Origin of the sequence: Streptomyces sp. AC550_RSS872, from assembly GCF_019049285.1 — a bacterium.
In the GTDB taxonomy this organism is placed as follows: domain Bacteria; phylum Actinomycetota; class Actinomycetes; order Streptomycetales; family Streptomycetaceae; genus Streptomyces.
Map to the genome: position 1 here is coordinate 127,393 of NZ_JAGMUL010000058.1, position 21,491 is coordinate 148,883.

Sequence of the window (21,491 nt, forward strand, 5' to 3'; positions counted from 1 at the left end):
GACACGCACCACCACGAGGAACCCCAGCCGCACGTCGGCTGGGGTTCCTCAACGTTTGGTGATCAGAGAGCCGGATCCGACGGCCCCACGATCGCCCGCAGTGCCGCGAGGTGCCCCTGATATGCCTCCCGGCCTCGCCGGGTCAGCCGGAGCCACACCCGCTGCCGGGTCTCGCGGACGGCCTTGCGCTGCTCGACGTAGCCGGCGCCCATCAGCACGGTGACGTGCTTGCTCAGCACGGAGGCGGAGAGGTCGAGCTGCTTTTGGACCAGGCCGAACTCCGCCTCGCCCGCCGCGTCCAGCAGAGCGCAGATACGCAGCCGGTTCGGGGCATGGATGGTGGCGTCGAAACCCTCCAGCCGGTCGGTCATCTCGGCGCTCACGGGGTCTTCCGGTGCAGGCGGACGAAGGCAAGATGGAAGCCAACGGACACGGCGGCACCGATCAGCGAGGCCGCGATCAGCCACACCGGCCGTCCCGTGACACGGAACGCGAGCGCCGCCCCCACCAGCAGCACGGGCAGGCCGAGCGTGAGCGGCACGGTCGCCCGCTTCGGCAGCACGTCGAACCGCAGCGCCACCCCGGTCCTGTCACGCCACGCCCTCCCCGCGACGGCGAAGAGCGCCATGAACACCGCGGTACTCGTCACCAGGATGACCATCCAGGCGGGGCGCGGCAGCAGCCAGTCCGAGCCGGCCACGACGCCTCCGTAGATGATCGGGAGCGCGCCGATGTAGAGCGTGAGCGTGACGAAGAACCAGTTCGGCCACGGTGTGGCCGACAGTGCCGCGGCGGAGGCCCGGATGTGCGCGGTGTCGGCCAGGGCGGCATGGGCCTGTTCCGGCGTCAGTCGTACCCCGTGAGTTTCCATACCGGAAAGAGTAGCTGCTTGTTTCCGACATGGAAAGAGAAGAGTTTCCGGTACGGCAAGAGCGCGCAGCGGAAGGCAGACCGTGAGGGCTCCCTGCTGTGGCTGGGAGCCCTCACGGGGGGGGAACGGAGGTCAGCGCATGCCCTGGAGGCGCCAGATCTGGTTCTTCTTGGTGCTCAGTGCGCCGGCGCCGTCGCAGGTCCACTGGTGGATCTTCGCGCCGGCCGTAGCGGAGATCTCGCTGACGTCGACGCACTTGCCACTGTGGACGGCGGCCAGCTGGTAGTCCTTGCTGTTGCCGAGCGCGGTGACGGGCTTCAGGGTGAACATCTGGTTCGTGGCGCCGTTGCAGGTCCACTGGATGACGGCGGCACCGTCGGCCGTGGAAGCGCCCGAGACGTCCAGGCACTTACCACTGTGCTCGTTCACGATGGTGTAGGTGTTCGCCCGTCCGGCGACCGGCTTGAGATCGAGCATCTGCTGGTAGCCGCCCTCGCAGTGGTACTGCTGGTACTGCGTGCCGTCGGCGGTGGAGAGGTTGGTGTCGTCCAGGCACTGACCACTGTGCTGGGCCACCGCGACCGTGGAGACGGTGGTGTTCGACGGCGGCAGCAGCGTAACCGTGTAGCCGTCGGCGGCATCCGTCCACGGCACGCTCACCGAGGCCGAGTTGTTGCTCACCGTCAGGGTCTGGTCGGCGACCGTCACCGGACCCGTCACCGCGCCGCCGCCGTTGTTCGGTATGCGCTGGACTATCGCCCGCACCCGGCCGTTCTCCACCACCGACGCGGTATCGAGGCGGTTGAGGTTGACGGTGACGTTGCCGGTGTTGCCGTTGCTGCCCAGCAGGATCTTCGCGTTGCGCGCGGAGTTGTCCTTCGTCGCCAGGCCGTCGGTATTCGTACCGGGCGTGAAGTTCACGATGTTCCCGGTCTGGGAGCCGTAGTAGCGGTAGAGGAACCACTCGCCCAGCGGCAGGTACTGGCCGGCGCTGTTCTTGGTGAGCAGGTTCGCCGCGAAGTCGTGCAGGTTGGCGCCCCACGCCCAGTTGGCGCGCAGGCCGTCCGCTCCGGCGCGCTCCAGACGGGAGATGTACCAGCCGCCGCGGCCGGGGTTCTGCTCGTTGGTGGCGCCGTACTCGTTGATCTGGAAGGCGCGGCTGGTCGTCATCGACCGCGCCGACAGCAGGGACTTGAGGGAGTTGCTGTGGGCGACCGGGTCTCCGGGGAGGTCGTGCCAGCTGTAGATGTCCGGCTCGACCCTGTTCGCCTTCACGTAGTCGAGGTACGTGGTCCACCAGCCGTTGTCCAAGTTGGGGTGGCCGCAGGTGCTGGCGCCGACGACCACGGCGCCGGGGATGGCGGCCCGGATCTTCTGGTAGGCGCGCTTCCACATCTCCAGGTACTGGGGCATGCCGGAACCCCAGAACCCGGGGCAGTCGGGCTCGTTCCAGATGTCCCACTGGACATCGGTCATGCCCGCGGCCTTCACGTCGCGGAGGAGGCGGTCGTAGAAGGCGTCGAAGCTGGACCAGTCGCCGTTGTCACCGGGGAAGGTGGGCTTGGTGGTGCCGTCGGCGCCCCACAGGTCGTGCGGCAGGATGACGAACGTCCCGCCGAGCGCCTTGGTGCGCTTGTACTGGGCCAGGGTGGAGTTCCACCGGCGGTCGTACTTGCCTGCGACCCAGCCGCCGGGGCTGTCCAGCTGGGCGCCGCCGGCCCGCATGAACTTCCACTTGATGTCCTTGTAGAAGTGGTCCTGGGGCAGCGAACCGTTCTCGGTCATCCCGTAGATGGTTCCCGAGGCACGGTACGTGGGGGCGCCCCCGGCGGTGGCGAAGTCGACGGCGACGGTGGTGTCGGCGGCCTGTGAGGGGGCGGCGGGTACCAGGGTCGCGGCCAGGGTGGCGAAGAGGACGGCTCCGGACGCGACTGCTCGGCGTCTGGTGCGGGTTGCGGGTCCTGAGGGTGTGATGAGCGGCTTCATTCTGCGGCTCCTGGGGTGGAGGGGGGTGAAGAACCGGGGCTCGATCGGTCCCGGGGCTTGAGGGAGGCGGCCGGTGAGGGGCTGTCTCGGTGTGCGTGGGCTTCGGCGGTGGTGGCCGGTGAGGGCTCCTGCTGTGGCCGGGAGCCCTCAGGGCAGGAACGCAGGTCAGTCCCTGCCCTGCATGCGCCGGATCTGGTTCCTCTTGTTGTCCAGCGCGCTCGCCGGGTCGCAGGTCCACTGGTGGATGGGGGTCTCTCAGCCGCCGGTGTGCGCGGCAGGGGCGGGTGTGGTGTGCCGGTGTGTGTGGGCTTCGGCGAGGAGGAGGTAGGCGGCGGCGGTCCAGGTGTAGGCGCGGTCGCGCAGGCCGGTGCCGGTGAGGGCGTCGAAGTTCTCGGCGAAGCCGTGGGTTTCGCACAGCGCGCGGAAGCGGGCGCCGATCTCGTCCGCAAGGCGGTGGTGGCCTGCGCGGCGCAGGCCGTCCTCGATGAGGACGGTGGCGGGTGCCCAGATCGGGCCGCGCCAGTAGCCGTCGGACAGGTAATGGGGTGAGGTGGGCAGTTCGGTGGCCAGGCCGTACGGGGTCAGGTGGGTCTCGATGCGGGCGGCCAGGGTTTTGCCGATGTCCTCGGGCAGGTGCTCGCCCAGCGCCATCGGCATCAGGTCCAGCAGGCTGGAGGTACTCCAGGTCTGCGCGGTGTCGACGCCGCGGGCCACGAACCGCTCCCCCGTCCACAGCTCGTCGAGCATCGCGGCCTGGGTGGCCTCGGCGGTACGGCCCCAGCGTCGGGCCTCGTCGGCAAGGCCCAACTCGTGGGCCAGCCCGGACAGTTCGCGCAGCTGGAGGGTGAGGAAGGCGGCCAGGTCGGCGGTGACGACCACGCGCTCGGGGTCGAAGGTGGTGGCGTTGTCCCAGCCGCTGTCGTTGCCGTGCTGGTAGTGGGGCAGGGCGGCGCCGGGGGCGCGGCGGGCGGTGAGCCAGAAGTCCGTCCACCGTGTCAACCTGCCGTAGATCTCGGTGAGTTCGGCCCGGCTGAGGGGTTCGGGGAGTCTTCGGCGCAGGTGGGACAGGGTCCAGCCGTGGATGGGGGGTTTGACGAAGTTGTAGAGGACCTCGGAGTGGGTCACCGAGTCGGGCAGGGCGCCGGTCTCGTCCTGGTGGTCGAAGGGCAGGGAGAACTGGTCCCGGGCCAGGGCGGGGGCACCGGGCGCCAGGGCAAGGGCGTTGAAGCAGTGGTCCCAGCTCCAGACCTTGTCCATCCAGTGCTTGGACATCAGCACCGCGGGCCGGGTGACCAGGCCCGCCGGACGGACCGTGGCCGACCACAGGACGTAGGCGGCGAGTTCGGCGGCCGGGGTGGCGGACGAGCGCCAGGGGGCGACCGCGTCGACGAAGGCGGCGAAGGCCTGCTCCGCCCTCGCCACGACGGAGTCGAACGTCTCCGAGGTCGTGTAGGGCAGGCGTGCGCAGTCCAGTTCCTCGATCGCCGCTTCCCAGCTCCCGCTGCCATCCGCGGTGACGGTGACGCCTCGTGCACTGGTGCCGAGGGCCTGACCGCCGGACACCTCGACGGAACCGGACAGCACGGTGAGCCGGTAACGGCGCCCGGTCTCGTACGAGGTGAACACGTACGCCCCGTCCACCGGGTCGCGGTAGAAGTAGGTGCCCGTGAAGGGGGTCAGGGTGTCCGCTGCCGCGGTGATGCGCAGGCCGAGTCCTTCGCCGCGCAGGCGGACGGTGTCCGGTGAGGCGTAGGCGAGGGCTATGTGCCCTTGCTCACCGGTCCAGCTGAGCAGGCCCGCGGTCGCCTCGACGCGGGTCCCCGCGCGCTCGCCCGTCGTCGCCTCCAGGGGCGTGAAGCGCAGGACCGCGTGCATGCCGTTCTGGTGCGAGACGAGGTGGAGGTCCTCGGCCCGGGTCTTCTCCGCGAGCACGGGAGAGATGCCGAACCAGGATCCGTGCGTGCTGAACGGGATGTCGTGGAGGGAGAAGGCCGGGCCGGAACGGGCGGCGGTCATGTGGTGTGACTCGTTTCTTCAGCAGGGGTGACCGACGGGGGTCGTGTGGTGGTCAGTCCTTGACGGCTCCGGCCGTCACGCCGGCGGCCACGTAGCGCTGGGCGAGGACGAGGATCACCGTCGCCGGCAGCGAGGCCACGACAGCGGTGGCCATGATGGCGTTCCACTCCTGGTTGTTGTTGCCGATGTACTGGTAGATGCCGAGCGTGATCGGCTCGTGGGCGCCGCCGTTCGCGAGGGTGCTGGCGAAGACGAAGTCGGACCACGACCACAGGAACGCGAACAGGGAGACGGTGACGACCGAGTTGCGGCTCATCGGCAGCACCACGGACCGGAAGGTGCGCCAGGGCCCGGCCCCGTCCATCTGCGCGGCCTGGAGCAGTTCACCGGGGATGCCGGACATGAACGCGGTGAAGATCAGAACCGCGAACGGGACGGCGAGAGTGGAGTCGGCGACGATCAGACCGGGCACGGACTGGAGCAGGCCGAGCTGGAGGTAGATGGCGTAGAAGCCCATCGCCATGATGATGCCGGGGATCATCTGGGCCACCAGGAACAGGAAACTGAGGACTCCCCCGCCGCGGGGCCGGAGTTTCGCCAGCGCGTATCCGGCGGGCGCCGCCAGCGCCACGGTCAGCACCACCGTGCCGAGGCCGACGACCAGGCTAGTGCCCAGGTAGGGCAACTGCTGGTCGAACACGGCACGGTAGCCGGACAGCGTGCCGTGCACGGGGAACAGGTCCGGCGGCGACTTGCGCATGTCCTGGTCGCGGGTGAAGGACACGTTGAGCATCCAGTAGACCGGGAAGAGCATGACGGCGGTGAGCAGGACGCCCGTTGCCGTCTTCCACCAGGTGGTCCGTCCGCGGTGCGGGCGGCGTGTGGCCGGGGCGGTCTTGAGGCTGGTCATGAGGCCGGTCATGAGGCGTACTGCTTTCGCTGGACCTTCAGGTACACCAGGCCGAAGACCAGGGCGGCGGCGACGAGCAGGTTGCCGACGGCCGCGCCGGGGCCGAAGGCGGGCAGCAGGTTGCCGAAGCCGAGCTGGTAGGACCAGGTGGCGAAGGTGGTGGACGAGTCGGCCGGGCCGCCCTTGGTCATGATCCAGATGATGTCGAAGACCTTGAGCGTGTAGACCAGCCCCAGCAGCAGAGTGATCGCGGACACCGGGCGCAGCAGCGGGAAGGTGATGCTCCAGAAGCGGCGCCAGGCGCTCGCGCCGTCGAGGGCCGCCGCCTCGTACAGCGAGCCAGGGATCGACTGGAGGCCGCTGTAGAGCACGACCAGGTTGAACGGGACGCCGATCCAGATGTTCGCGATGATCACCGACGTCAGCGACCACTCGGGTGACGTCAGCCAGTTCACCGGGTCGATGCCGACGGCGTGCAGGGCGGCGTTGACGACACCGGAGTCGCTGTTGAGCATCCACGACCAGGTGGAGGCCGACACGATCAGCGGCAGCAGCCACGGCACCAGGAACAGCGCCCGCAGGGTCGCGGAGAGCTTGAAGTGCTGGTTGAAGAAGACCGCGAGGGCCAGGCCGATGGCGTACTGGAAGAACAGGCACACCACGGTGAACACCACCGTGTGGGTGAGTGCCGGACCGAAGGTCGGGTCGTCGAAGACCTTCTGGTAGTTGTCCGCTCCGGTGAACGGCGCGTTGCCCTGGACGAAGGAGCGGACGGTGTAGTTGCGCAGGCTCAGGTCGAGGTTGCGGTAGAGCGGATAGGCGTAGAAGAGGACGAGGTAGAGGGTCACCGGGGCGAGGAAGGCCCAGGCAGCCCACTGCTGGGAAGTGGGACGACGGCGGCGGTGCGCGGTGCGGGCCGGCGGCGGGGCGGCGATGGCCGCCGCCCCGTTCCGGTCACGCACCGGCCGGCGGTCCGGCAGATGTGTCGTTTGCTTCATCAAGGAGCCCCGGGTCACGGTTGCCTGACGGTTACTTGACGGCGTCCTGAGCTGCGCTCAGCGCGTCCTTGGGCGACTTGGAGCCGCTGAGGGCGGACTGGACCGCCTTCCACATCTGCTCGGAGATCTTCGGGTACTCGGTGCCGAGGTCGTCACTGGTGCGCCCCTTGGCCGCCTTGACCGCCTCCACCCAGGGCTTCAGCTCGGCGTTCGCCGCCACCTGCTTCTCCTGCACCTCGCCGGTGGGGGCCACGTAGGACAGGGTGGTGTCGGTGGCATACAGGTTCTCGGTACTGGTCAGGCAGGAGACCAGCTTCTGGGTGGTGGCGTAGCGGCCCGTGTCGCCCTGGACCGGGACGGTGACGAACTCCCCGCCCGTCGGAGCCGCGGCGTTCCCGCCCGAGGCGCCGGGGATGGGCAGAACGCCGTAGTCGAAGCCGGCCTTCTTCGCGTTGGCGAGCTGCCAGGTGCCGTTCTCGGCGAAGGCGTAGTCGCCGCCGGCGAACTCCTGCCAGCTGGTCGTCTGGGTGTTGTTGATGACGGAGTTCGGGGCGTACCCCTTCTTCATCCAGTCGCTCCACAGGGACAGGGCCGACACGGCCTGGGGGGAGTCGAGTTCGGTGAGCTTCGCGCCGGAGCCCCACAGCCACGGCAGGAACTGGAAGCTGCCCTCCTCCGTGCCGATGGCCGAGAAGGTGATGCCCTTCTTGCCCGCCTTCTTGACCTTCTCCAGGGCCGCGGTCAGCGACTTCCAGTCCTTGACCGAGGCGATGTCCACGCCCGCCGCTTTGAGGACGTCCTTGTTGTAGTACAGGGCCAGGGTGTTCGCGCCGATGGGCGTGCCGTAGGTCTTGTCGCCCGACTGACCGGCCGCGAGCAGGTTCGGGTCCACCTTCGAGGTGTCCACCTTGTTCTCGTCGGTCGTGGTGAGCACGCCCGCCTCGGCGAGCGTCGACACCACCGGGTTGTCGAGGATCAGCACGTCCGGGGAGTTGTCCTGCTGGGCTGCCAGCAGCGCCTTGTTCGTCAGGTCGCTGGTGTCGAAGGCCGTGCGCTTGATCTTGACGCCGGCCTTGCTGCCGCAGCCGTCCAGCAGCTTCGCCCAGTCCGAGTCCTTGGCGAACTGCGGGTAGGGGTCCCAGATGGTGTACGTGCCGCTGTCCGCCGCCTTCGGGGAGGTGGTGCCGCCCGAGCCGGAGCCGCAGGCGGTGGCGGTGGTGGCGACGGCCAGGGCGGTCAGGGCCGCGGCGGTCAGACGGCGCTGTCTCGAGAAGCTGTTCATCGCGAGGGTTCCTTATGTTGTGGGCATGCGGGTGCCGAGGACACAGGGCGGCGAGGGGGCAGGGCATGGCGAACGGCGCTGTGCGGGTGCGGTCAGGGAGCGGTACCCGTCCCGGCGGGCCCGGTACTGGCGCGCAGTGAGATCGGCGGGACGAGCAGGTGGTGGCGAGGCGGCGCGTCAGGATGGCCGAGCCGCTCGACGAGCAGTTCCACGGCCAGGTGCCCCATCTGCGCCGCCGGCACGTCGGCCGCCGTGAGCCGCGGGGTCACGGTCTCCGCCCACCGGGCGGCCACGACACCGGTGACGGAGAAGTCGCGCGGCACATGGCGGCCCGCGTGGGCGAGGCCCCGGTAGAGGCCTCCGAGCGCGGCCTCGTTCAGCGTGACGAGGGCCGTGGTGGCGGGGTCTTCGTACAGGATCCGCTCCAGACACGCCTGCCCCGAGGGGGCGTCGTCCTCGCAGCTGTACGTCCGCACGGTGAGCCCACGCTCCGCGGCGGCCTTGGTGAAGCCGTCCAGCCCCCGGTGCGCGGACTCGTACCCGGCGCGCAGCAGCCGTTCGGGCCGGTTGACGAGGGCGATCCTGTGGTGGCCCAGGTCCGCGAGGTGATGGACACAGGCCGCCGCCAGCGCCGTATGGTCCAGGCCGACCCACCAGTCGCTCTCCGGCCGTGCGGTGCGGCCGATACAGACAGCGGGGAAGTCCTCGGCGAGGAGGTGGTCGACCCGGTCGTCCTGGAGCCTGATCTCCATCAGGATCGCGCCGTCGACCCGCCGCTCCCCCAGCAACCGCTGGAACGAACGGTCGCTGTCCACACCGCTCGGGGAGAGCAGCACGTCGTAGTCATAGGCGGCAGCGGCCTCCACCACGCTGCCGATGAAGTCGAGCTGCATCCCGGTGTAGTGGTCCCCTGCCGGCGGGAAGACGAGAGCGATGGTGCTGGTCCGGCCGTTGGCCAGGGCGCGCGCACTCGCGTTGGGCCGGTAGCCCAGATCGTCGATGACCCGCTGGATCTTCTCGCGGGTGTCATCCGACACCGGACGCTTGCCGCTCAGCGCATACGACACGGTGCTCCGCGAGACACCGGCCCGCCTGGCAATCTCACCGATGTTCACGGGACTCCTTCTTCATCGAACCGGTTCGACATTCTCCGAGGAGGAAGGAGACCGGTCGGGGCAGAGTTGGGAGTGACGCTCGAATCCGGTGTCGAACCGGTTCGCGTGAAGGAAAAGTAGGAGCCGCCCGTGCGGGTGTCAATACCTCGCGCAAGCCGAACAACGCTTACGGCACCAAGAGATGAACCGAAAAAGTTTCCCGGCTCGCGGCAACCCTTTGCGGGGCCTGTGACCACAAGGAGTCGGATCCGGGCCCGTCCGGTGTCTGGATCGCTCCCCTCTCTGGTGAACGGCATGCAAGGAGATCACCTCCCCATGAACAACCCCACGAACGGCCGGCGCCGCGGGCGTCACCGCCGTCGCTGGACCGCCACCGCTGTGCTGCTCGGCGTACCCGCCGCCGTCGTGCCGTATCTCCTGTTCGCGCAGGACGACTCGCAGGCCGCGACGGTCGACGGCGATGCCTACTACCGGCTGGTTTCCGTGCGCAGTGGCAAGGTGCTGGACGTCAACGGCTTCTCCACCGCCGACGGCACCCGTATCCAGCAGTGGACCGACCAGAGCACCGCCAACCAGCAGTGGAAGCTGAAGTCCGTTGGGGACGGCTACTACGAGCTGGTGAACCGCAACAGCGGCAAGGTGCTGGGCATAGCGGGCGGTTCGACCGCCCGGGCCGCAGCCGCCGAGCAGCAGACCGACAGCTCCTCCGCCGCCCAGGAGTGGCGGATCGACAAGGTGAACGGTGGAGACGCCGTCACCTTCACCTCCCGCAAGAGCGGCCAGGTCCTGGACGTCTCCGGAAGTACCACGGCCCAGGGCGCGGCCGTCATCCAGTGGCCCGGCCACGGCGGCAGCAACCAGCAGTGGAAGCTGGTGAAGATGGCCCAGGCCCCGGCGGCCGGAACCACTCAGGCGGAGAACGCCGCCGCGGCCGGACCGTACCGGTGGAAGAACGCCCAGGTGGTCGGCGGCGGTTACGTCACCGGCCTGGTGTTCAACCAGAAGGAGAAGGGCCTGCTGTACGCGCGCACCGACATGGGCGGCGCCTACCGCTGGGACACCGCGGCCGAGCAGTGGATCCCGCTGACCGACTGGATCGGCGAGAAGGACTGGAACCTGCTGGGCATCGACTCGGTGGCCACCGACCCCGTCGACCCCAAGCGGCTCTACCTCATGGCGGGCACCTACACCAACGACTGGGCGGGCAACGGCGCGATCCTGCGCTCCACCGACAAGGGCCGCACCTTCAAGCGCACCAATCTGCCGTTCAAGGTGGGCGGCAACGAGGACGGCCGCGGCGCGGGCGAACGCCTCGTGATCGACCCCGCGGACAACCGCAACCTGCTGCTGGGCAGCCGCAAGAACGGCCTGTGGCGCAGCACCGACTACGGCGTGACATGGCGTCAGGTCTCCTCGTTCCCGGTCAAGGACGGGGCGAGCAGCGGCGCGGGCATCTCCTTCGTGACGTACGGCCCGGCCGGCAGCAAGACGATCTACGTCGGCGTCGGCGACAGGTCCACCTCCCTGTACCGCTCCACCGACGGCGGCAACAGCTGGCAGGCCGTCTCCGGGCAGCCCACCGGCCAGATGCCGCAGCACGGCGTGCTCTCCGGTGACGGCTCGCTGTACCTGACGTACACCAACAACCTCGGGCCCAACGGCGTGACGGGGGGCTCGGTGTGGAAGTACACGCCGGCCTCCGGGGCGTGGAAGAACGTCTCCCCGTCCCAGGGCAGCTACGGCTTCTCCGGTCTGGCCGTCGACCCGCGCAAGCCGTCCACGGTGATGGTCACCACCATCGGCCGCTGGTACCCCGAGGACGAGTTCTACCGGTCCACCGACGGCGGCGCGACCTGGAAGACGCAGGCCGACAAGTCGAAGCGGAGCGCCACCGCCGCTCCTTACGTAGGCACCCACACCGGGCACTGGATGACCGCCCTGGCCATCGATCCCTTCGACTCCGGGCACGTGCTGTACGGCACCGGCAACGGCATCCTGCGCAGCAAGAACGCCAACGCCTCCGACAGCGGCGGCACCAGCCACTGGAGCTCGGGTGCCCGAGGGCTGGAGGAGACCGCGCTGATCGACGCGATCGCCCCTCCCGGTGGCGCCACCGTCATCACCTCCATGGGCGACCAGGGCGGCTTCCGGCACGACGACCTGACCAAGGTGCCGTCCGGTCGGCTGAAGAACCCGATGATGACCAACAGCACCGACATCGACTTCGCCCAGTCCAAGCCCTCGATGATGGTCCGTGTCGGCCGGGGCGGCGCGCAGGACGGCGCCTACTCCACCGACGGCGGCAGCAGCTGGAACGGCTTCAAGGCGGAGCCGGTGGCCAGTGCCCAGGACGGCCACATCGCGCTCTCGGCGGACGGCTCCAGCATCGTCTGGACCGAGGCCGGTCAGGCCCCGTACCGCTCGACCGACAACGGGGCGAGCTGGTCGCGGGTCGGCGGCCTGGGCAACGACGCCGTGGTCGTCGCCGACCGCTCCTCGGCCAGGACCTTCTACTCACTGTCCGGCGGCACGCTCTACGCCAGCACCGACGGCGGCGCGACCTTCACCGCCCGCGCCGGCAACCTGCCCTCCGGCAAGCTCACGGCCGTCCCGGGTATCGCCGGGGACCTGTGGATCTCCGGCTACGGCAAGGGGCTGCTGCACTCCACCGACGGCGGCCGCACCTTCACCACGCTCAAGTCGGTGCAGTCCGCCTCCGCCCTCGGCTTCGGCAAGGCCAAGCCGGGCACCGACTACCAGGCCCTGTACCTGATCGGCACCGTCAAGGACGTCACCGGAGTCTTCCGCTCCACCGACAAGGGCGCCACCTGGGTCCGCGTCAACGACGACGCCCACCAGTGGGGCGCCATCGGCGGCACCGGCGTCATCACCGGCGACCCGGACACCTACGGCCGCGTCTACGTCGGCACCAACGGACGCGGTCTTCAGTACGGCGACCCGTCCTGACCCACAGGCACCTGAGCGGGGCCGCAGGCGCGACTGCCTGCGGCCCCGCCGTGGTTGAAGCGGTCCGTCAACCATCCGACGGGCTACGGGAGTTGTCCCGGCGGTGGACGATCCACAGGACGGCTGCCGCGTAGAGGGTGACCATCGGGACGTCGACGGCCAGCATCATCCAGTTCATGTCGGCAGCCGTCTCCTCGGTGTCGAGCCCTCCGGCTATCGCCGACAGGACGCCCATGGCGAGGAGGTTGTTGAGGACGTGCAGCCCGATCGCCGCTTCGAGTCCGCCCGTACGTATGGTCAGCAGGCCCGTGATGAGGCCGAACACCACCAGGTCGGCGAATCCCCATGCGGTCCCCCAGCCGTGCGCGGCGGCGAACAGCACCGCCTGCGGTGTCACCGCGACCCACGGTGAGCGGCACCAGGCTCCGACCGCCTGCAACAGCCAGCCACGGAACACGTACTCCTCGGCCGCGGCCTGGAACGGCACGAGCAGGCAGACGGACGCGAGGCCGAGCAGGAACGGCGACAGTCCGGCCCACGTCAAATCCGGTCCGCTGCCCTCGGGTTCGGGCAGCAGCATGGAGATGCCCACAGACGCCGCGGAGATGGGCAGGGCAACCGCGAGGCACAGTCCCAGCAGGCGCCATCGCAGCGCACCCGCCACCGACGAGAGGGTGCCCGCCGGGCGGCGCTGCACCCAACGCGCTGCCAGCAGGACCACCGGGGTGACGAGGGCGAGGCCCAGCAGCGCGAGGGCGGTGTCACCGATGCCGCCCCATATGAGGTCGCCGTCGGCATCGCGGGGGCGGTCGAGGACCGCACCGGCGATCTCGCTGCCGATGAGCACCGCCAGCATGACGACAACCGCGCCGACGAACACGACGACGGTTCCCGCCAGCGGCCGCCACCACCGGTGGTTCCCGTTCGTCAGGGCCAGCCGGTGGTACGGGAGCGGCTGCGCCGGTGCGGTGGCGGTCCGGTCCCACGGTGGGGCGGGGGGCTGGTGCGGCTCGTCCATGGTGTGCGTCGTCATGTGCATCAGCATCCCGACGGTGGACGGCCGTGGCGTCGACCGTGGGCACGATCGGCCTCTCCAACCTGAGATAGGGCCGACCCGGACAGCGGGCCGAAAGTATGATCGTCGCCATCATGGAGCGTGTACGGAACTGGCTGCTGCCCGCGCTGCTGGCGGTGGCGCAGTTGTCCGTCTGGCCGGGGCTCACGCTGCTGCGCGGCGAGTCGGTTCAGGCGCCGCAGCTCGCCGTGGGCCTCGCCGCGACCGCGTCGGCCGTTGCCGTACTCGGGCTGCGCCGGCGCTTCCCGGTCGCCGCGACGCTCGCCATCGAGGCCACACTGGTCGCCGAGGTCGTCGTGCCGGAAGAAGCGCTGTTGGCCGCCATGGCGGCGGGCGTGGCCGCGCTGTACTCGGTCGCGGTGCGGCGTCCGGCCGGGACGGCCGTCCTCGTCGCGGCCGTGCTGACCGGATCGGCGGTGCTCAGGTCCCTGGCGGTGTACGACTCCCCGGTCGATGTCGGCGGTGAGGCCCTGGCAAGCGTCGCGGTCTACGCGGGCACCGTCGGCGTCGGCCTCAGCCGCCGCCGCTGGCTCGCCGGACGCCGGGCCGCCGAACGGGAACTGGCGCGCGCCGAGGCCGTACGGCGCACCGCGGCCGGCACGGAACGGCAGCGCCTCGCCCGTGAACTGCACGACGTCAGCGCGCACCACCTCACCTCCGTAGTGGTCACCGCGGACGCCGCACGCCGCCTCGGCGAGAGCAGACCGGAACTGACCGCCGATGCCCTGCGGTTGGCGGCGGAAGGCGGGCGCGAGACCGTGCGGGCGCTGCACCGGCTGGTGGCGGTGATGCGGAGTCCGGCGGCCGACGAGGAGAGTCCGCTCGAAGAGCGCATCGCCGAACTCGCCGCCGGATTCGAGCGCCTGGGACAGCGCGTGAGCCTGGACACGGCGTCCGGCCCGGCCGCCCTGACGGGTCCGGTGGCCGAGGCGGCCTTCGGCGTCGTGCGCGAGGCCCTCACCAACACGCTGCGCTACGCCCCCGGTGCCGCCGTACGCATCGTGGTCCGGGACGGTGCCGGTGCGCTGGACCTCCTCGTGGAGGACGACGGAGCGGCCGAAGCGGCTTCCGGCACGACGGCCCGCGCACCCGGTGCGCGGCAGGGGCTCGGCTCCGGTCGTGGTACCGCGGGCATGCGGGACAGGGCGGCCGGGCTCGGCGGCACGCTCGAAGCCGGTCCTCGGCCGGACGTTCCGGGGTGGTCCGTGCGCGCACGGCTGCCGCACCCCTCGTCGGCGGTGAGCCGCAACCCGGCCCTGACGAGCGTGAGTTCGGCCGATACGGCGACCGTGCTCGCCGTATCGGCGCTCCCGGTCATCGCCGTCCTCATCGAGCGGCCCGCCGCCACCGCCACGGCCTGTCTGCCCGCTGTCCTGCACGCTCTGCCGCTGCTGTGGCGGCGGCGCACTCCCTGGACCGTCCTGTTCCTGGTGTTGGCCAGTGCCTGGATCCCACCGGTCGCAGTGGCCCTCGGGCTGCTGCCGTCGGACGTGGCCTGGGCCCTGACGGTGGCCGGGGCCTGCGCGGTATGCGTCGCCCTGCACGCGGTGGCGGCCTTCGCGGGACCCGCCGGCCGCACCTGGCCGGCGGTCCTGGTGACGGCGGGCGGTCTCGCGTCGACGGCGGTCGCGCTGGACGCGTTCGGCGGCGGCCGGCCCGAGGCCGGGACAGGGGACGCGGGTGTCCCGTTCCTCGTCTTCCTCACCGTCTTCCTCACGGCGTTCACGGCCCTGCCGATGGGCGGGGTCTGGGGCCTGGGCGTGTTCGTCCGAAGGCGCCGCGAGAGCGTCACTCGGCGCGAGGACAGCGCGTTGACGGCGGCGGTGTGGTCCGCCGTCGTCGAGGCGCACGAGGAGCGGCAGCGCATCGCCGCGGAGCTGCGCCAGGAGGTGCTCCGCCACGCCGACGAGGTGGTGGTACGGGCCGAACGCGGCGACCTCGACGGCGCCGCGGAGCGGGCCCGAGCGGGCCTTGCCGCCATGCGCGAACTGCTGGCCGTGCTGAGACAAGGGGCAGGTGCCGCCACCGGCACGGCGGAGAATGCGGAAAAGGAGAATGCCGAGAATACGGAAGCGGCGGCCAAGCACCTGTCGAAGCCATGAACCGCACGAAGACCGAGATCGGGAGATCGAGGAGATCGAGGAGGTGCCCTCATCGCAGCCCGAAACGATCCGGCTGTCCGGGTGATGGTGGTCGACGACCAGGCCGTGGTCCGTGCCGGGTTCGCCGCCATCATCGACGCGGAGCCCGACCTCGCCGTAGTCGCCGAGGCCTCCGACGGCGCCCACGCCGTGGAACTGGCGGGGCACCTCACGCCCGATGTCGTCCTGATGGACATCCGGATGCTGATCGAAGCCTTCGCGCACCTGGCACCGGCACCGGACCCCGCACGCCTCGGCACGCTCACCCCACGTGAGCGGGAGATCCTGACGCTGGTGGCGGCGGGACTCGCCAACGCCGAGATCGCGGGCGCCCTCGGTGTGACGACGGGAACCGTGAAGTCGCATGTCAACGCCCTGCTTCGCAAGCTGGGCCTACGCGACCGGGTGCAGGCCACGATCTTCGCGTACGACACCGGCCTGACGCGTCCGCGCGGCACGTGACACCGCGCTGAAGCGGGTTCCGGCCGCCGCCGGGCCGCCCGCCTGACCGGCATCGACGTCCGGCGTGCTGTCCTTATCGGTCTACGTCATCGCCGGTCTCCTCGCCCGGCCGCTCAACCCGCCTCCGGCGGATCAGGCCGTCGGCAGCCGCAGCTCCGTCTCCGCGCCCCCTTCCGGGCGGTTGCGGAAGGTCAGGCGGGCGCCGAGCAGGCGGGCCTGGCCCATTGCGATGGTCAGGCCGAGGCCGGTGCCTCCGGTTCGTGAGCCCTTGCTGAAGCGCTGGGGGCCGGAGGTCTGAAGCACGGCGAGCAGGTCGGGCGGGAAACCGGGGCCGTGGTCGCGGATCCGGACCACGGGGCCGTCGACCTCGACCTCGACGGGTGCGGCGCCGTGCCGCAGGGCGTTGGTGGCCAGGTTGGTCAGGATGCGTTCGACGCGGCGCGGATCGGTGGCCACGACCGCGTCCGCCACGACCTTCACCTCCACGGCGTCCGGGCCGGCGGCCGCACGCCGTGCCATCGCGCTCACCTCGCGCTCCTCGGTGTCCACCACCGCCGCCTGTGAGTCCAGCCGGGCCACTTCCAGCACGTCCTCCACCAGCCCGCCCAGCTTCTGCACACTGCCCGCCACCAGCTCGGACGCCCGGCCGGGCGGCAGCAGGCCGACCGCTGCCGACATGCCCGCGACCGGCGTGCGCAGTTCGTGGGCGATGTCGGCGGTCACCCGGCGCTCGGCCTCCAGACGGGCGCCGAGCGCGTCCGCCATGATGTTGACGGAGGCAGCGAGCCGGGCGATCTCGTCATGGCCGCGGGGGCGGACCCGGGCGTCGAGGTCGCCGTCGGCGATGCGTTCCGCCGTACGCGCGGCGACGGTGGCCCGCCGTCCCATGCGCACCCCCAGCACCAGTCCTGCCAGGGACACCAGGACGGTGACGGCCGCGCCCGTGGCCGCCAGCGTCCGGTCGAGTGCGGCCAGGGCCTCCTCCTCGGGGACGTACGAACGGCGGATCGCGAGCACCTTCCCGTCCGAGATCCGGGTCGCCGCCCACAGCACCGGCTCCTTGCCGCCCTCCTGAAGGTAGGTCACCCGGAGGCCGTCGGGCACGGCACGTGCCATTGGGCCGGGCAGATCAGGGGGGTCGACCCTGGCGTCCGACCGGCGTCCCTCGGCGTGGTCCTTGGCGGCGCTCAGCAGCTTCTGGTCCATTCCGGCGCGGGCGGTTTCCAACTGGCCGGCGGCGGTGGTCCGGTGCACCAGCACCCCGATCGCCGCCGCCACGCACATGGCCGCGGCGGCGACGGCCAGGGCGACCTTCGCCCCCACGTTCAAGGCGGGCGGCCTCAGGTTCTTGTCGGCGGGCCGTCTCATGGGCGCAGCCTGTAGCCGAAGCCGCGCACCGTCTCGATCCGCTCCCGGCCGATCTTGGAGCGCAGGCGCTGCACATGGACGTCCACCACCCGGGTGTCGCCGGACCAGGCGTAGTCCCAGACCCGCTCCAGGAGCAGGTCCCGGGAGAGCACCGTCCCCGGCGCGGCGGCGAACTCACTCAGCAGCTTCAGCTCGGTCGTGGTCAGCGCGAGCGGCTTTCCGGCCCGGCGCGCAGTCAGGGACACCGGGCAGAACTCCAGGTCGCCGAAGCGCAGGCGCGGGCCCTCCGGTGCCGGCTGCTCGACGGTTGCCGCCCGGCGCAGCAGGGAGCGGATGCGGGCGACGAGGGCCGGTCCGCCGAAGGGCTTGGTGACGTAGTCGTCGGCACCCGCCTCCAGGCCCATCACCACGTCCACCGGCTCCGGCAGCATGATGTCGAGGACGGCCACGTCCGGATGGCGTTCCCGGCAGAGCGCGAGCCCGGTCAGGCCGTCGGCCGCGGTGCGGCCGCGGTAGCCGCGCTCGTGAAGCGTGAGCCGCGTGGCCTCCCGGATCAGCTCGTCGTCCTCGACCAGCAGCACATCCTGAGCAGCGTGCATCGCGTTCCCTCTCCGACGGTCCTCTCCCGTGCCGTACTCAGGCATCCGGTACGTCCAGGTCCGTATCAGCGCTGGCTTTCGCCCAGGACGGCGCCGGGGGATGTACGGGGGTAAGGGTCATGTGGCGGTAGAACGCCACGTTCCCGCGCCTGACCGGATCGCTCAGGACGACGTTGACCCGGTAGCTCGGCGGCGGCTTGTCGAAGCCGTCGGGGCAGCCGGACAGGCAGGTCGAGTCCATGGCGACGCCGGTGGCCCGCGCCCGGGGCGAGCCCCAGTCCCGCCATGTCAGCTTGCTCAGGAGGACAAACTGCCCCTCGATCTGCTTGGGGCGCTGCCAGGGCCGGCCGTTCCAGTTCGTCACGAACACCGGCCCCGTCCAGGGGACCTTCGTCACTGCCGGACCCTCGACGCGGACGCCGCCGTCCACGCCGCCGCACCCGGTCAGGCAGACGGCCAGCACGGCGAACAGGACGCATCGACGAAGCCGCATCACCTGTTCCTTCCGTCGGGCCGCCGGGTCATGTGGAGTTCGCTCCTCCACAAGCCGGAAGCCATGCTACGGCCGGTCGGCCCCGGTCCTTCCGGGGAGGCAGTGACGTCGACTTCGTACGGCCGACCTCCGGCTCGGCGAGAGGTCCCGTTCCCCACCGTTGTCCGGGAACAGCATCCTGACCTGCCCATGTAACAACTGTCCGGCGATCCGTCATCGACATCGATACGTCGCCGCCGCACAAGCGACGAACAGCTGTGCATCCGCGTCCCTACCGTCGCTTCGGTCATTGCCACCCGGGCACTCCAGCCCAGGGGGAACTTCGCGCGGAAAAGTGAGATCAGCGTGCGTGGGCACGGCCGCGACGACGGCGGTACCACTTCTTTCCCGGTGGCAAGCAGCAGCCGGCCGAGGAGACGACCGCCGGGTGTCCGACCGGAACCGGGCGCGGTCACTCTCCTACTCGATGATCATGATGCTGGAGGGGGCCCCACGATCGCCCGCAGTGCCGCAAGGTGCCCCTGATATGCCTCCCCGCCTCGCCGGGTCAGCCGGAGCCACACCCGCTGCCGGGTGTCGCGGACGGCCTTGCGCTGCTCGACGTAGCCGGCGCCCATCAGCACGGTGACGTGCTTGCTCAGCACGGAGGCGGAGAGGTCGAGCTGCTTTTGGACCAGGCCGAACTCCGCCTCGCCCGCCGCGTCCAGCAGAGCGCAGATACGCAGCCGGTTCGGGGCGTGGATGGTGGCGTCGAAACCCTCCAGCCGGTCGGTCATCTCGGCGCTCACGGGGTCTTCCGGTGCAGGCGGACGAAGGCAAGATGGAAGCCGACGGACACGGCGGCACCGATCAGCGAGGCCGCGATCAGCCACACCGGCCGTCCCGTGACACGGAACGCGAGCGCCGCCCCCACCAGCAGCACGGGCAGGCCGAGCGTGAGCGGCACGGTCGCCCGCTTCGGCAGCACGTCGAACCGCAGCGCCACCCCGGTCCTGTCACGCCACGCCCTCCCCGCGACGGCGAAGAGCGTCTCGCTCTCGGGGCGGCGTCGGAGTCCGACCCCTGACGGTTCTGTAACAGCCGTACGTCATTTCCGGCGGCGGCCACTGTGATGCGGTCGCCGAACCGTTGCCGGACCACCGAGACATACGGCCGGTCTTCTTGGGTCCGGCCGGGGCACACCCGCCCCGGCCGGAATCCGACACCATCCCAAGGAGGCCACCATGTCCTCGACCGAGGCCTTGGAGACCCCGCGCGACAAGCGCTCCCTGTCCTCCCGGCTGCGCGCCCACGCCCGCAAGGCCGCGATCCCGGCCCTGGTGCTCAGCGTCACCGTCGGCGGGCTCGGCCTGTCCACCACCGCGCACGCCGCCGATTCCCCCCAGTGCCCCCCTACGGCGCCCCCGACCTGCGGGGCGGCCAACAAGGGCAAGGCGCCGGTCACGGGCGATGAACAGCACAAAGGAAAGCTGACTCCGGGAAAGATGCAGGACAAGACCCTGAAGGCCTGGCAGGGCATCGGCTGGCCGAACTGGCGCAACATCGGCGACCGTGACGAATCCTGGCAGGTCAGCAGTCATGTCGACCATCTCGGCATCCCGCACAGTGAGTGGGTCGAGACGGGCGGTCGATACTGGGACAACGGCGGCTCTCTCCGGGACTTCATGAACGAGGGCCATGCGGGCGCGTCGTCGTCGAACTACCGGGGAACGTTCCAGGAGTACATTGCGCACACCTTCGACCACGACCCCAGCGGGGAGGGCGAGAGGACGGGCAAGGACCGGTTCGTGCGTGCGATCAACACCGGTGACACGTGGATCACGTGGGACCACTACAAGAGCTTCATCTACCTCGGCAAGTTCTAGTAAGTCACAGGGCCGGTAGGAGCCCCGGGACCGGACTTCGGTTCAAGAGGTCGCAGGCGCCCGATCGTGGGGGTGCATCCCCGGACCGGCCGGGAGTGGCGTCACGGACAGCACCAAGGCCGGGTGAAGAGACCGCGACCGCGGGCGCAGGACGCGCCGGCGGTCGCAGTCCGGTCTGCGACGACGCGGTTCATCGAGGTCCGTGGCGACTCCCGTCATCTCGGCGAGGACGAGCGGATACACATCGTCGACCGGCTGCGGGAGAAGGCCACGGTCCGGGCCATCGCGGCCGAGCGGGGCCGCAGCCCGTCGACTGTCAGCCGGTGGATCCGCCGCAGCCGGCCCCCCGTGAAGGGCGCGCGCCTCCGCTCCCTCCCACCCCCCAGCCCGGAAGAACGACATGAACACCACCGCGCACTGCATCCGCCCCCTGCCCGCATCGGAAACGGCCCCCGCGTCGGCGAAGGAGATCCTCGGCACCCGCTGCCGTACCAGCATCGGCCTGTTCGCCGAGTGGGCCGGCGCGCTCGGCTTCCCGGACTGGTTCGGCCACAACTGGGACGGGTTCGAGGAGTGCCTGCGCACCGTGACCGGACCCGACGAGTCCGGCCCTGTGACGCTCGTGCTCCGCAACGCCGCCCTGCTCCTGGAGGACGAGGACCCGAGGCAGCTCGGCATCCTCCTGGACATCCTGAGCAGCAACGACTTCGGCCTGCTGCTCCTGGACGACTCCGCCGACGACCTGGGTCAGCCGGCCCGGCGCATGACGGCGGCAGGCTTCACCCCGCCACCGATGCCGGAAGGCTGAGCACCGCCTCCGCACCACCCTGCGGACGGTTTCGGAAGACCGACTCGGCGCCCGGCAGCCTGGGCCTGGCCCACCACGATGGCCGGGCCCAGGCCGGTTCCGGTACCCGGGGCGGCCGTACGGTAGCGCTGCGGCGGTCGGTCGTCACCACCGTGTCCCGAACGATCCGCACCTCCGTCTTCCCCAGCCCGGCCGACGGCGTGCGCAGCTCGTGCGCGATGTCGGCGCTCACCCGGCGCTCGTCCTCAGGACGGGCGCCGAGCGCGTCCGCCGTGGTGTTCATGGAGGCGGCGAGTCGGGTGATCTCGTCCCGAGGACACCGACGCGGTGGTGGCGCCCACGGCACCCAGGGTTCGGGTCGGCCGGGCCGACGACCGGGCCCCGGGCGTAGGACCGCGGCAGACGCGTAGTCGTACGCGGCACTGACCAGCTGCCCGTCCAGCTCAGCCCGGGCGGTGGAGAACGGGTCGGCGGCGGTGAGGCGGTGGACCGGGATCCCGGCCGTCGCCGCCACCGTGACGGTCGCGGCGGCCAC

The 21,491-nt window shown here is 70.7% G+C and carries 20 protein-coding genes and 1 pseudogene; 6 read left to right on the top strand and 15 right to left on the bottom strand.

Translation table 11 applies throughout. The features are described from left to right. Positions 1 to 62 precede the first annotated feature (62 nt). From KUM44_RS23675 to KUM44_RS23710, 8 genes are all read right to left on the bottom strand, one after another. Positions 63 to 383, bottom strand: coding sequence for a transcriptional regulator (locus KUM44_RS23675; RefSeq protein WP_217210769.1), 321 nt, complete (start codon positions 381 to 383; stop codon positions 63 to 65). Further along, on the bottom strand, positions 380 to 871 hold the full coding sequence (locus tag KUM44_RS23680) for a hypothetical protein (protein ID WP_217210771.1): 492 nt from the start codon (positions 869 to 871) through the stop codon (positions 380 to 382). Before KUM44_RS23680 ends, KUM44_RS23675 begins: the two co-directional genes overlap by 4 nt. Before the next feature lie 132 nt (positions 872 to 1,003). Then, positions 1,004 to 2,857, bottom strand: a complete 1,854-nt coding sequence (locus tag KUM44_RS46840; protein WP_217210773.1) for an RICIN domain-containing protein — start codon at positions 2,855 to 2,857, stop codon at positions 1,004 to 1,006. A gap of 255 nt (positions 2,858 to 3,112) precedes the next feature. Then, positions 3,113 to 4,873 (bottom strand): amylo-alpha-1,6-glucosidase, encoded by a 1,761-nt coding sequence (locus KUM44_RS23690; RefSeq protein ID WP_217210775.1) that lies wholly within the window; start codon positions 4,871 to 4,873, stop codon positions 3,113 to 3,115. 52 nt (positions 4,874 to 4,925) lie between these two features. After that, positions 4,926 to 5,795, bottom strand: coding sequence for a carbohydrate ABC transporter permease (locus tag KUM44_RS23695; RefSeq protein WP_374202067.1), 870 nt, complete (start codon positions 5,793 to 5,795; stop codon positions 4,926 to 4,928). After that, positions 5,792 to 6,781: a carbohydrate ABC transporter permease gene (locus KUM44_RS23700; protein WP_217210777.1), complete on the bottom strand. Its 990-nt coding sequence runs from the start codon at positions 6,779 to 6,781 to the stop codon at positions 5,792 to 5,794. The genes KUM44_RS23695 and KUM44_RS23700 overlap by 4 nt, the downstream gene beginning before the upstream one ends. 31 nt (positions 6,782 to 6,812) lie before the next feature. Then, positions 6,813 to 8,063, bottom strand: coding sequence for a sugar ABC transporter substrate-binding protein (locus KUM44_RS23705; protein ID WP_217210779.1), 1,251 nt, complete (start codon positions 8,061 to 8,063; stop codon positions 6,813 to 6,815). Positions 8,064 to 8,155: 92 nt separating this feature from the next. Beyond that, positions 8,156 to 9,178 carry a LacI family DNA-binding transcriptional regulator gene (locus tag KUM44_RS23710; protein ID WP_217210781.1) on the bottom strand — a complete coding sequence of 341 codons (1,023 nt, stop codon included), beginning with the start codon at positions 9,176 to 9,178 and terminating at the stop codon, positions 8,156 to 8,158. A gap of 315 nt (positions 9,179 to 9,493) precedes the next feature. On the opposite strand from KUM44_RS23710, the gene KUM44_RS23715 reads away from it, so the two are divergent. After that, a complete protein-coding gene (locus KUM44_RS23715) occupies positions 9,494 to 12,145 on the top strand; it encodes an RICIN domain-containing protein (RefSeq protein WP_217210783.1) in 2,652 nt (883 codons plus the stop codon). 67 nt (positions 12,146 to 12,212) lie between these two features. Here KUM44_RS23715 and KUM44_RS23720 read toward each other — a convergent pair whose 3' ends face one another. After that, on the bottom strand, positions 12,213 to 13,178 hold the full coding sequence (locus tag KUM44_RS23720; protein ID WP_254389968.1) for a CPBP family intramembrane glutamic endopeptidase: 966 nt from the start codon (positions 13,176 to 13,178) through the stop codon (positions 12,213 to 12,215). A 116-nt stretch (positions 13,179 to 13,294) separates the two neighbouring features. On the opposite strand from KUM44_RS23720, the gene KUM44_RS23725 reads away from it, so the two are divergent. After that, positions 13,295 to 15,322, top strand: a complete 2,028-nt coding sequence (locus tag KUM44_RS23725) for a histidine kinase (RefSeq protein WP_217210784.1) — start codon at positions 13,295 to 13,297, stop codon at positions 15,320 to 15,322. Positions 15,323 to 15,406: 84 nt separating this feature from the next. Beyond that, positions 15,407 to 15,823 carry a response regulator transcription factor gene (locus KUM44_RS23730; RefSeq protein WP_217210786.1) on the top strand — a complete coding sequence of 139 codons (417 nt, stop codon included), beginning with the start codon at positions 15,407 to 15,409 and terminating at the stop codon, positions 15,821 to 15,823. 132 nt (positions 15,824 to 15,955) lie between these two features. Here KUM44_RS23730 and KUM44_RS23735 read toward each other — a convergent pair whose 3' ends face one another. The 5 genes from KUM44_RS23735 to KUM44_RS23755 form a co-directional block, all read right to left on the bottom strand. Beyond that, on the bottom strand, positions 15,956 to 17,191 hold the full coding sequence (locus tag KUM44_RS23735) for a HAMP domain-containing sensor histidine kinase (protein WP_217210788.1): 1,236 nt from the start codon (positions 17,189 to 17,191) through the stop codon (positions 15,956 to 15,958). Further along, positions 17,188 to 17,790: a response regulator transcription factor gene (locus tag KUM44_RS23740; protein ID WP_217210790.1), complete on the bottom strand. Its 603-nt coding sequence runs from the start codon at positions 17,788 to 17,790 to the stop codon at positions 17,188 to 17,190. Before KUM44_RS23740 ends, KUM44_RS23735 begins: the two co-directional genes overlap by 4 nt. Positions 17,791 to 17,827: 37 nt before the next feature. Further along, a complete protein-coding gene (locus tag KUM44_RS23745; protein WP_217210792.1) occupies positions 17,828 to 18,283 on the bottom strand; it encodes a hypothetical protein in 456 nt (151 codons plus the stop codon). Between the two features lie 470 nt (positions 18,284 to 18,753). Continuing rightward, positions 18,754 to 19,071 (bottom strand): transcriptional regulator, encoded by a 318-nt coding sequence (locus KUM44_RS23750; protein ID WP_217210794.1) that lies wholly within the window; start codon positions 19,069 to 19,071, stop codon positions 18,754 to 18,756. Continuing rightward, the gene (locus KUM44_RS23755) at positions 19,068 to 19,268 is read right to left on the bottom strand and encodes a cytochrome ubiquinol oxidase subunit I (RefSeq protein ID WP_254389969.1); all 201 of its coding nucleotides are present in this window, start codon (positions 19,266 to 19,268) and stop codon (positions 19,068 to 19,070) included. The genes KUM44_RS23750 and KUM44_RS23755 overlap by 4 nt, the downstream gene beginning before the upstream one ends. A 238-nt stretch (positions 19,269 to 19,506) precedes the next feature. Here KUM44_RS23755 and KUM44_RS23760 point away from each other — a divergent pair, with 238 nt between their 5' ends. From KUM44_RS23760 to KUM44_RS23770, 3 genes and pseudogenes are all read left to right on the top strand, one after another. Next, positions 19,507 to 20,148: a hypothetical protein gene (locus KUM44_RS23760; RefSeq protein WP_217210795.1), complete on the top strand. Its 642-nt coding sequence runs from the start codon at positions 19,507 to 19,509 to the stop codon at positions 20,146 to 20,148. 123 nt (positions 20,149 to 20,271) lie between these two features. Further along, positions 20,272 to 20,433: pseudogene (locus tag KUM44_RS47250) on the top strand (hypothetical protein); the annotation flags it as partial. A 115-nt stretch (positions 20,434 to 20,548) separates the two neighbouring features. Beyond that, positions 20,549 to 20,956, top strand: a complete 408-nt coding sequence (locus KUM44_RS23770; protein ID WP_217210796.1) for a barstar family protein — start codon at positions 20,549 to 20,551, stop codon at positions 20,954 to 20,956. Here the strand turns inward: KUM44_RS23770 and KUM44_RS23775 are convergent. Then, on the bottom strand, positions 20,928 to 21,491 hold the full coding sequence (locus KUM44_RS23775; protein WP_217210797.1) for a hypothetical protein: 564 nt from the start codon (positions 21,489 to 21,491) through the stop codon (positions 20,928 to 20,930). The genes KUM44_RS23770 and KUM44_RS23775 overlap by 29 nt on opposite strands.

Excerpts from the sequence above, each read along its gene's own strand:
- KUM44_RS23680 (WP_217210771.1), bottom strand. The coding sequence starts at position 871 with ATGGAAACTCACGGGGTACGACTGACGCCGGAACAGGCCCATGCCGCC.
- KUM44_RS46840 (WP_217210773.1), bottom strand. The coding sequence starts at position 2,857 with ATGAAGCCGCTCATCACACCCTCAGGACCCGCAACCCGCACCAGACGC.
- KUM44_RS23690 (WP_217210775.1), bottom strand. The coding sequence starts at position 4,873 with ATGACCGCCGCCCGTTCCGGCCCGGCCTTCTCCCTCCACGACATCCCG.
- KUM44_RS23695 (WP_374202067.1), bottom strand. The coding sequence starts at position 5,795 with ATGACCGGCCTCATGACCAGCCTCAAGACCGCCCCGGCCACACGCCGC.
- KUM44_RS23700 (WP_217210777.1), bottom strand. The coding sequence starts at position 6,781 with ATGAAGCAAACGACACATCTGCCGGACCGCCGGCCGGTGCGTGACCGG.
- KUM44_RS23705 (WP_217210779.1), bottom strand. The coding sequence starts at position 8,063 with ATGAACAGCTTCTCGAGACAGCGCCGTCTGACCGCCGCGGCCCTGACC.
- KUM44_RS23715 (WP_217210783.1), top strand. The coding sequence starts at position 9,494 with ATGAACAACCCCACGAACGGCCGGCGCCGCGGGCGTCACCGCCGTCGC.
- KUM44_RS23720 (WP_254389968.1), bottom strand. The coding sequence starts at position 13,178 with ATGACGACGCACACCATGGACGAGCCGCACCAGCCCCCCGCCCCACCG.
- KUM44_RS23725 (WP_217210784.1), top strand. The coding sequence starts at position 13,295 with ATGGAGCGTGTACGGAACTGGCTGCTGCCCGCGCTGCTGGCGGTGGCG.
- KUM44_RS23730 (WP_217210786.1), top strand. The coding sequence starts at position 15,407 with ATGGTGGTCGACGACCAGGCCGTGGTCCGTGCCGGGTTCGCCGCCATC.
- KUM44_RS23735 (WP_217210788.1), bottom strand. The coding sequence starts at position 17,191 with ATGAGACGGCCCGCCGACAAGAACCTGAGGCCGCCCGCCTTGAACGTG.
- KUM44_RS23740 (WP_217210790.1), bottom strand. The coding sequence starts at position 17,790 with ATGCACGCTGCTCAGGATGTGCTGCTGGTCGAGGACGACGAGCTGATC.
- KUM44_RS23745 (WP_217210792.1), bottom strand. The coding sequence starts at position 18,283 with ATGCGGCTTCGTCGATGCGTCCTGTTCGCCGTGCTGGCCGTCTGCCTG.
- KUM44_RS23760 (WP_217210795.1), top strand. The coding sequence starts at position 19,507 with ATGTCCTCGACCGAGGCCTTGGAGACCCCGCGCGACAAGCGCTCCCTG.
- KUM44_RS23770 (WP_217210796.1), top strand. The coding sequence starts at position 20,549 with ATGAACACCACCGCGCACTGCATCCGCCCCCTGCCCGCATCGGAAACG.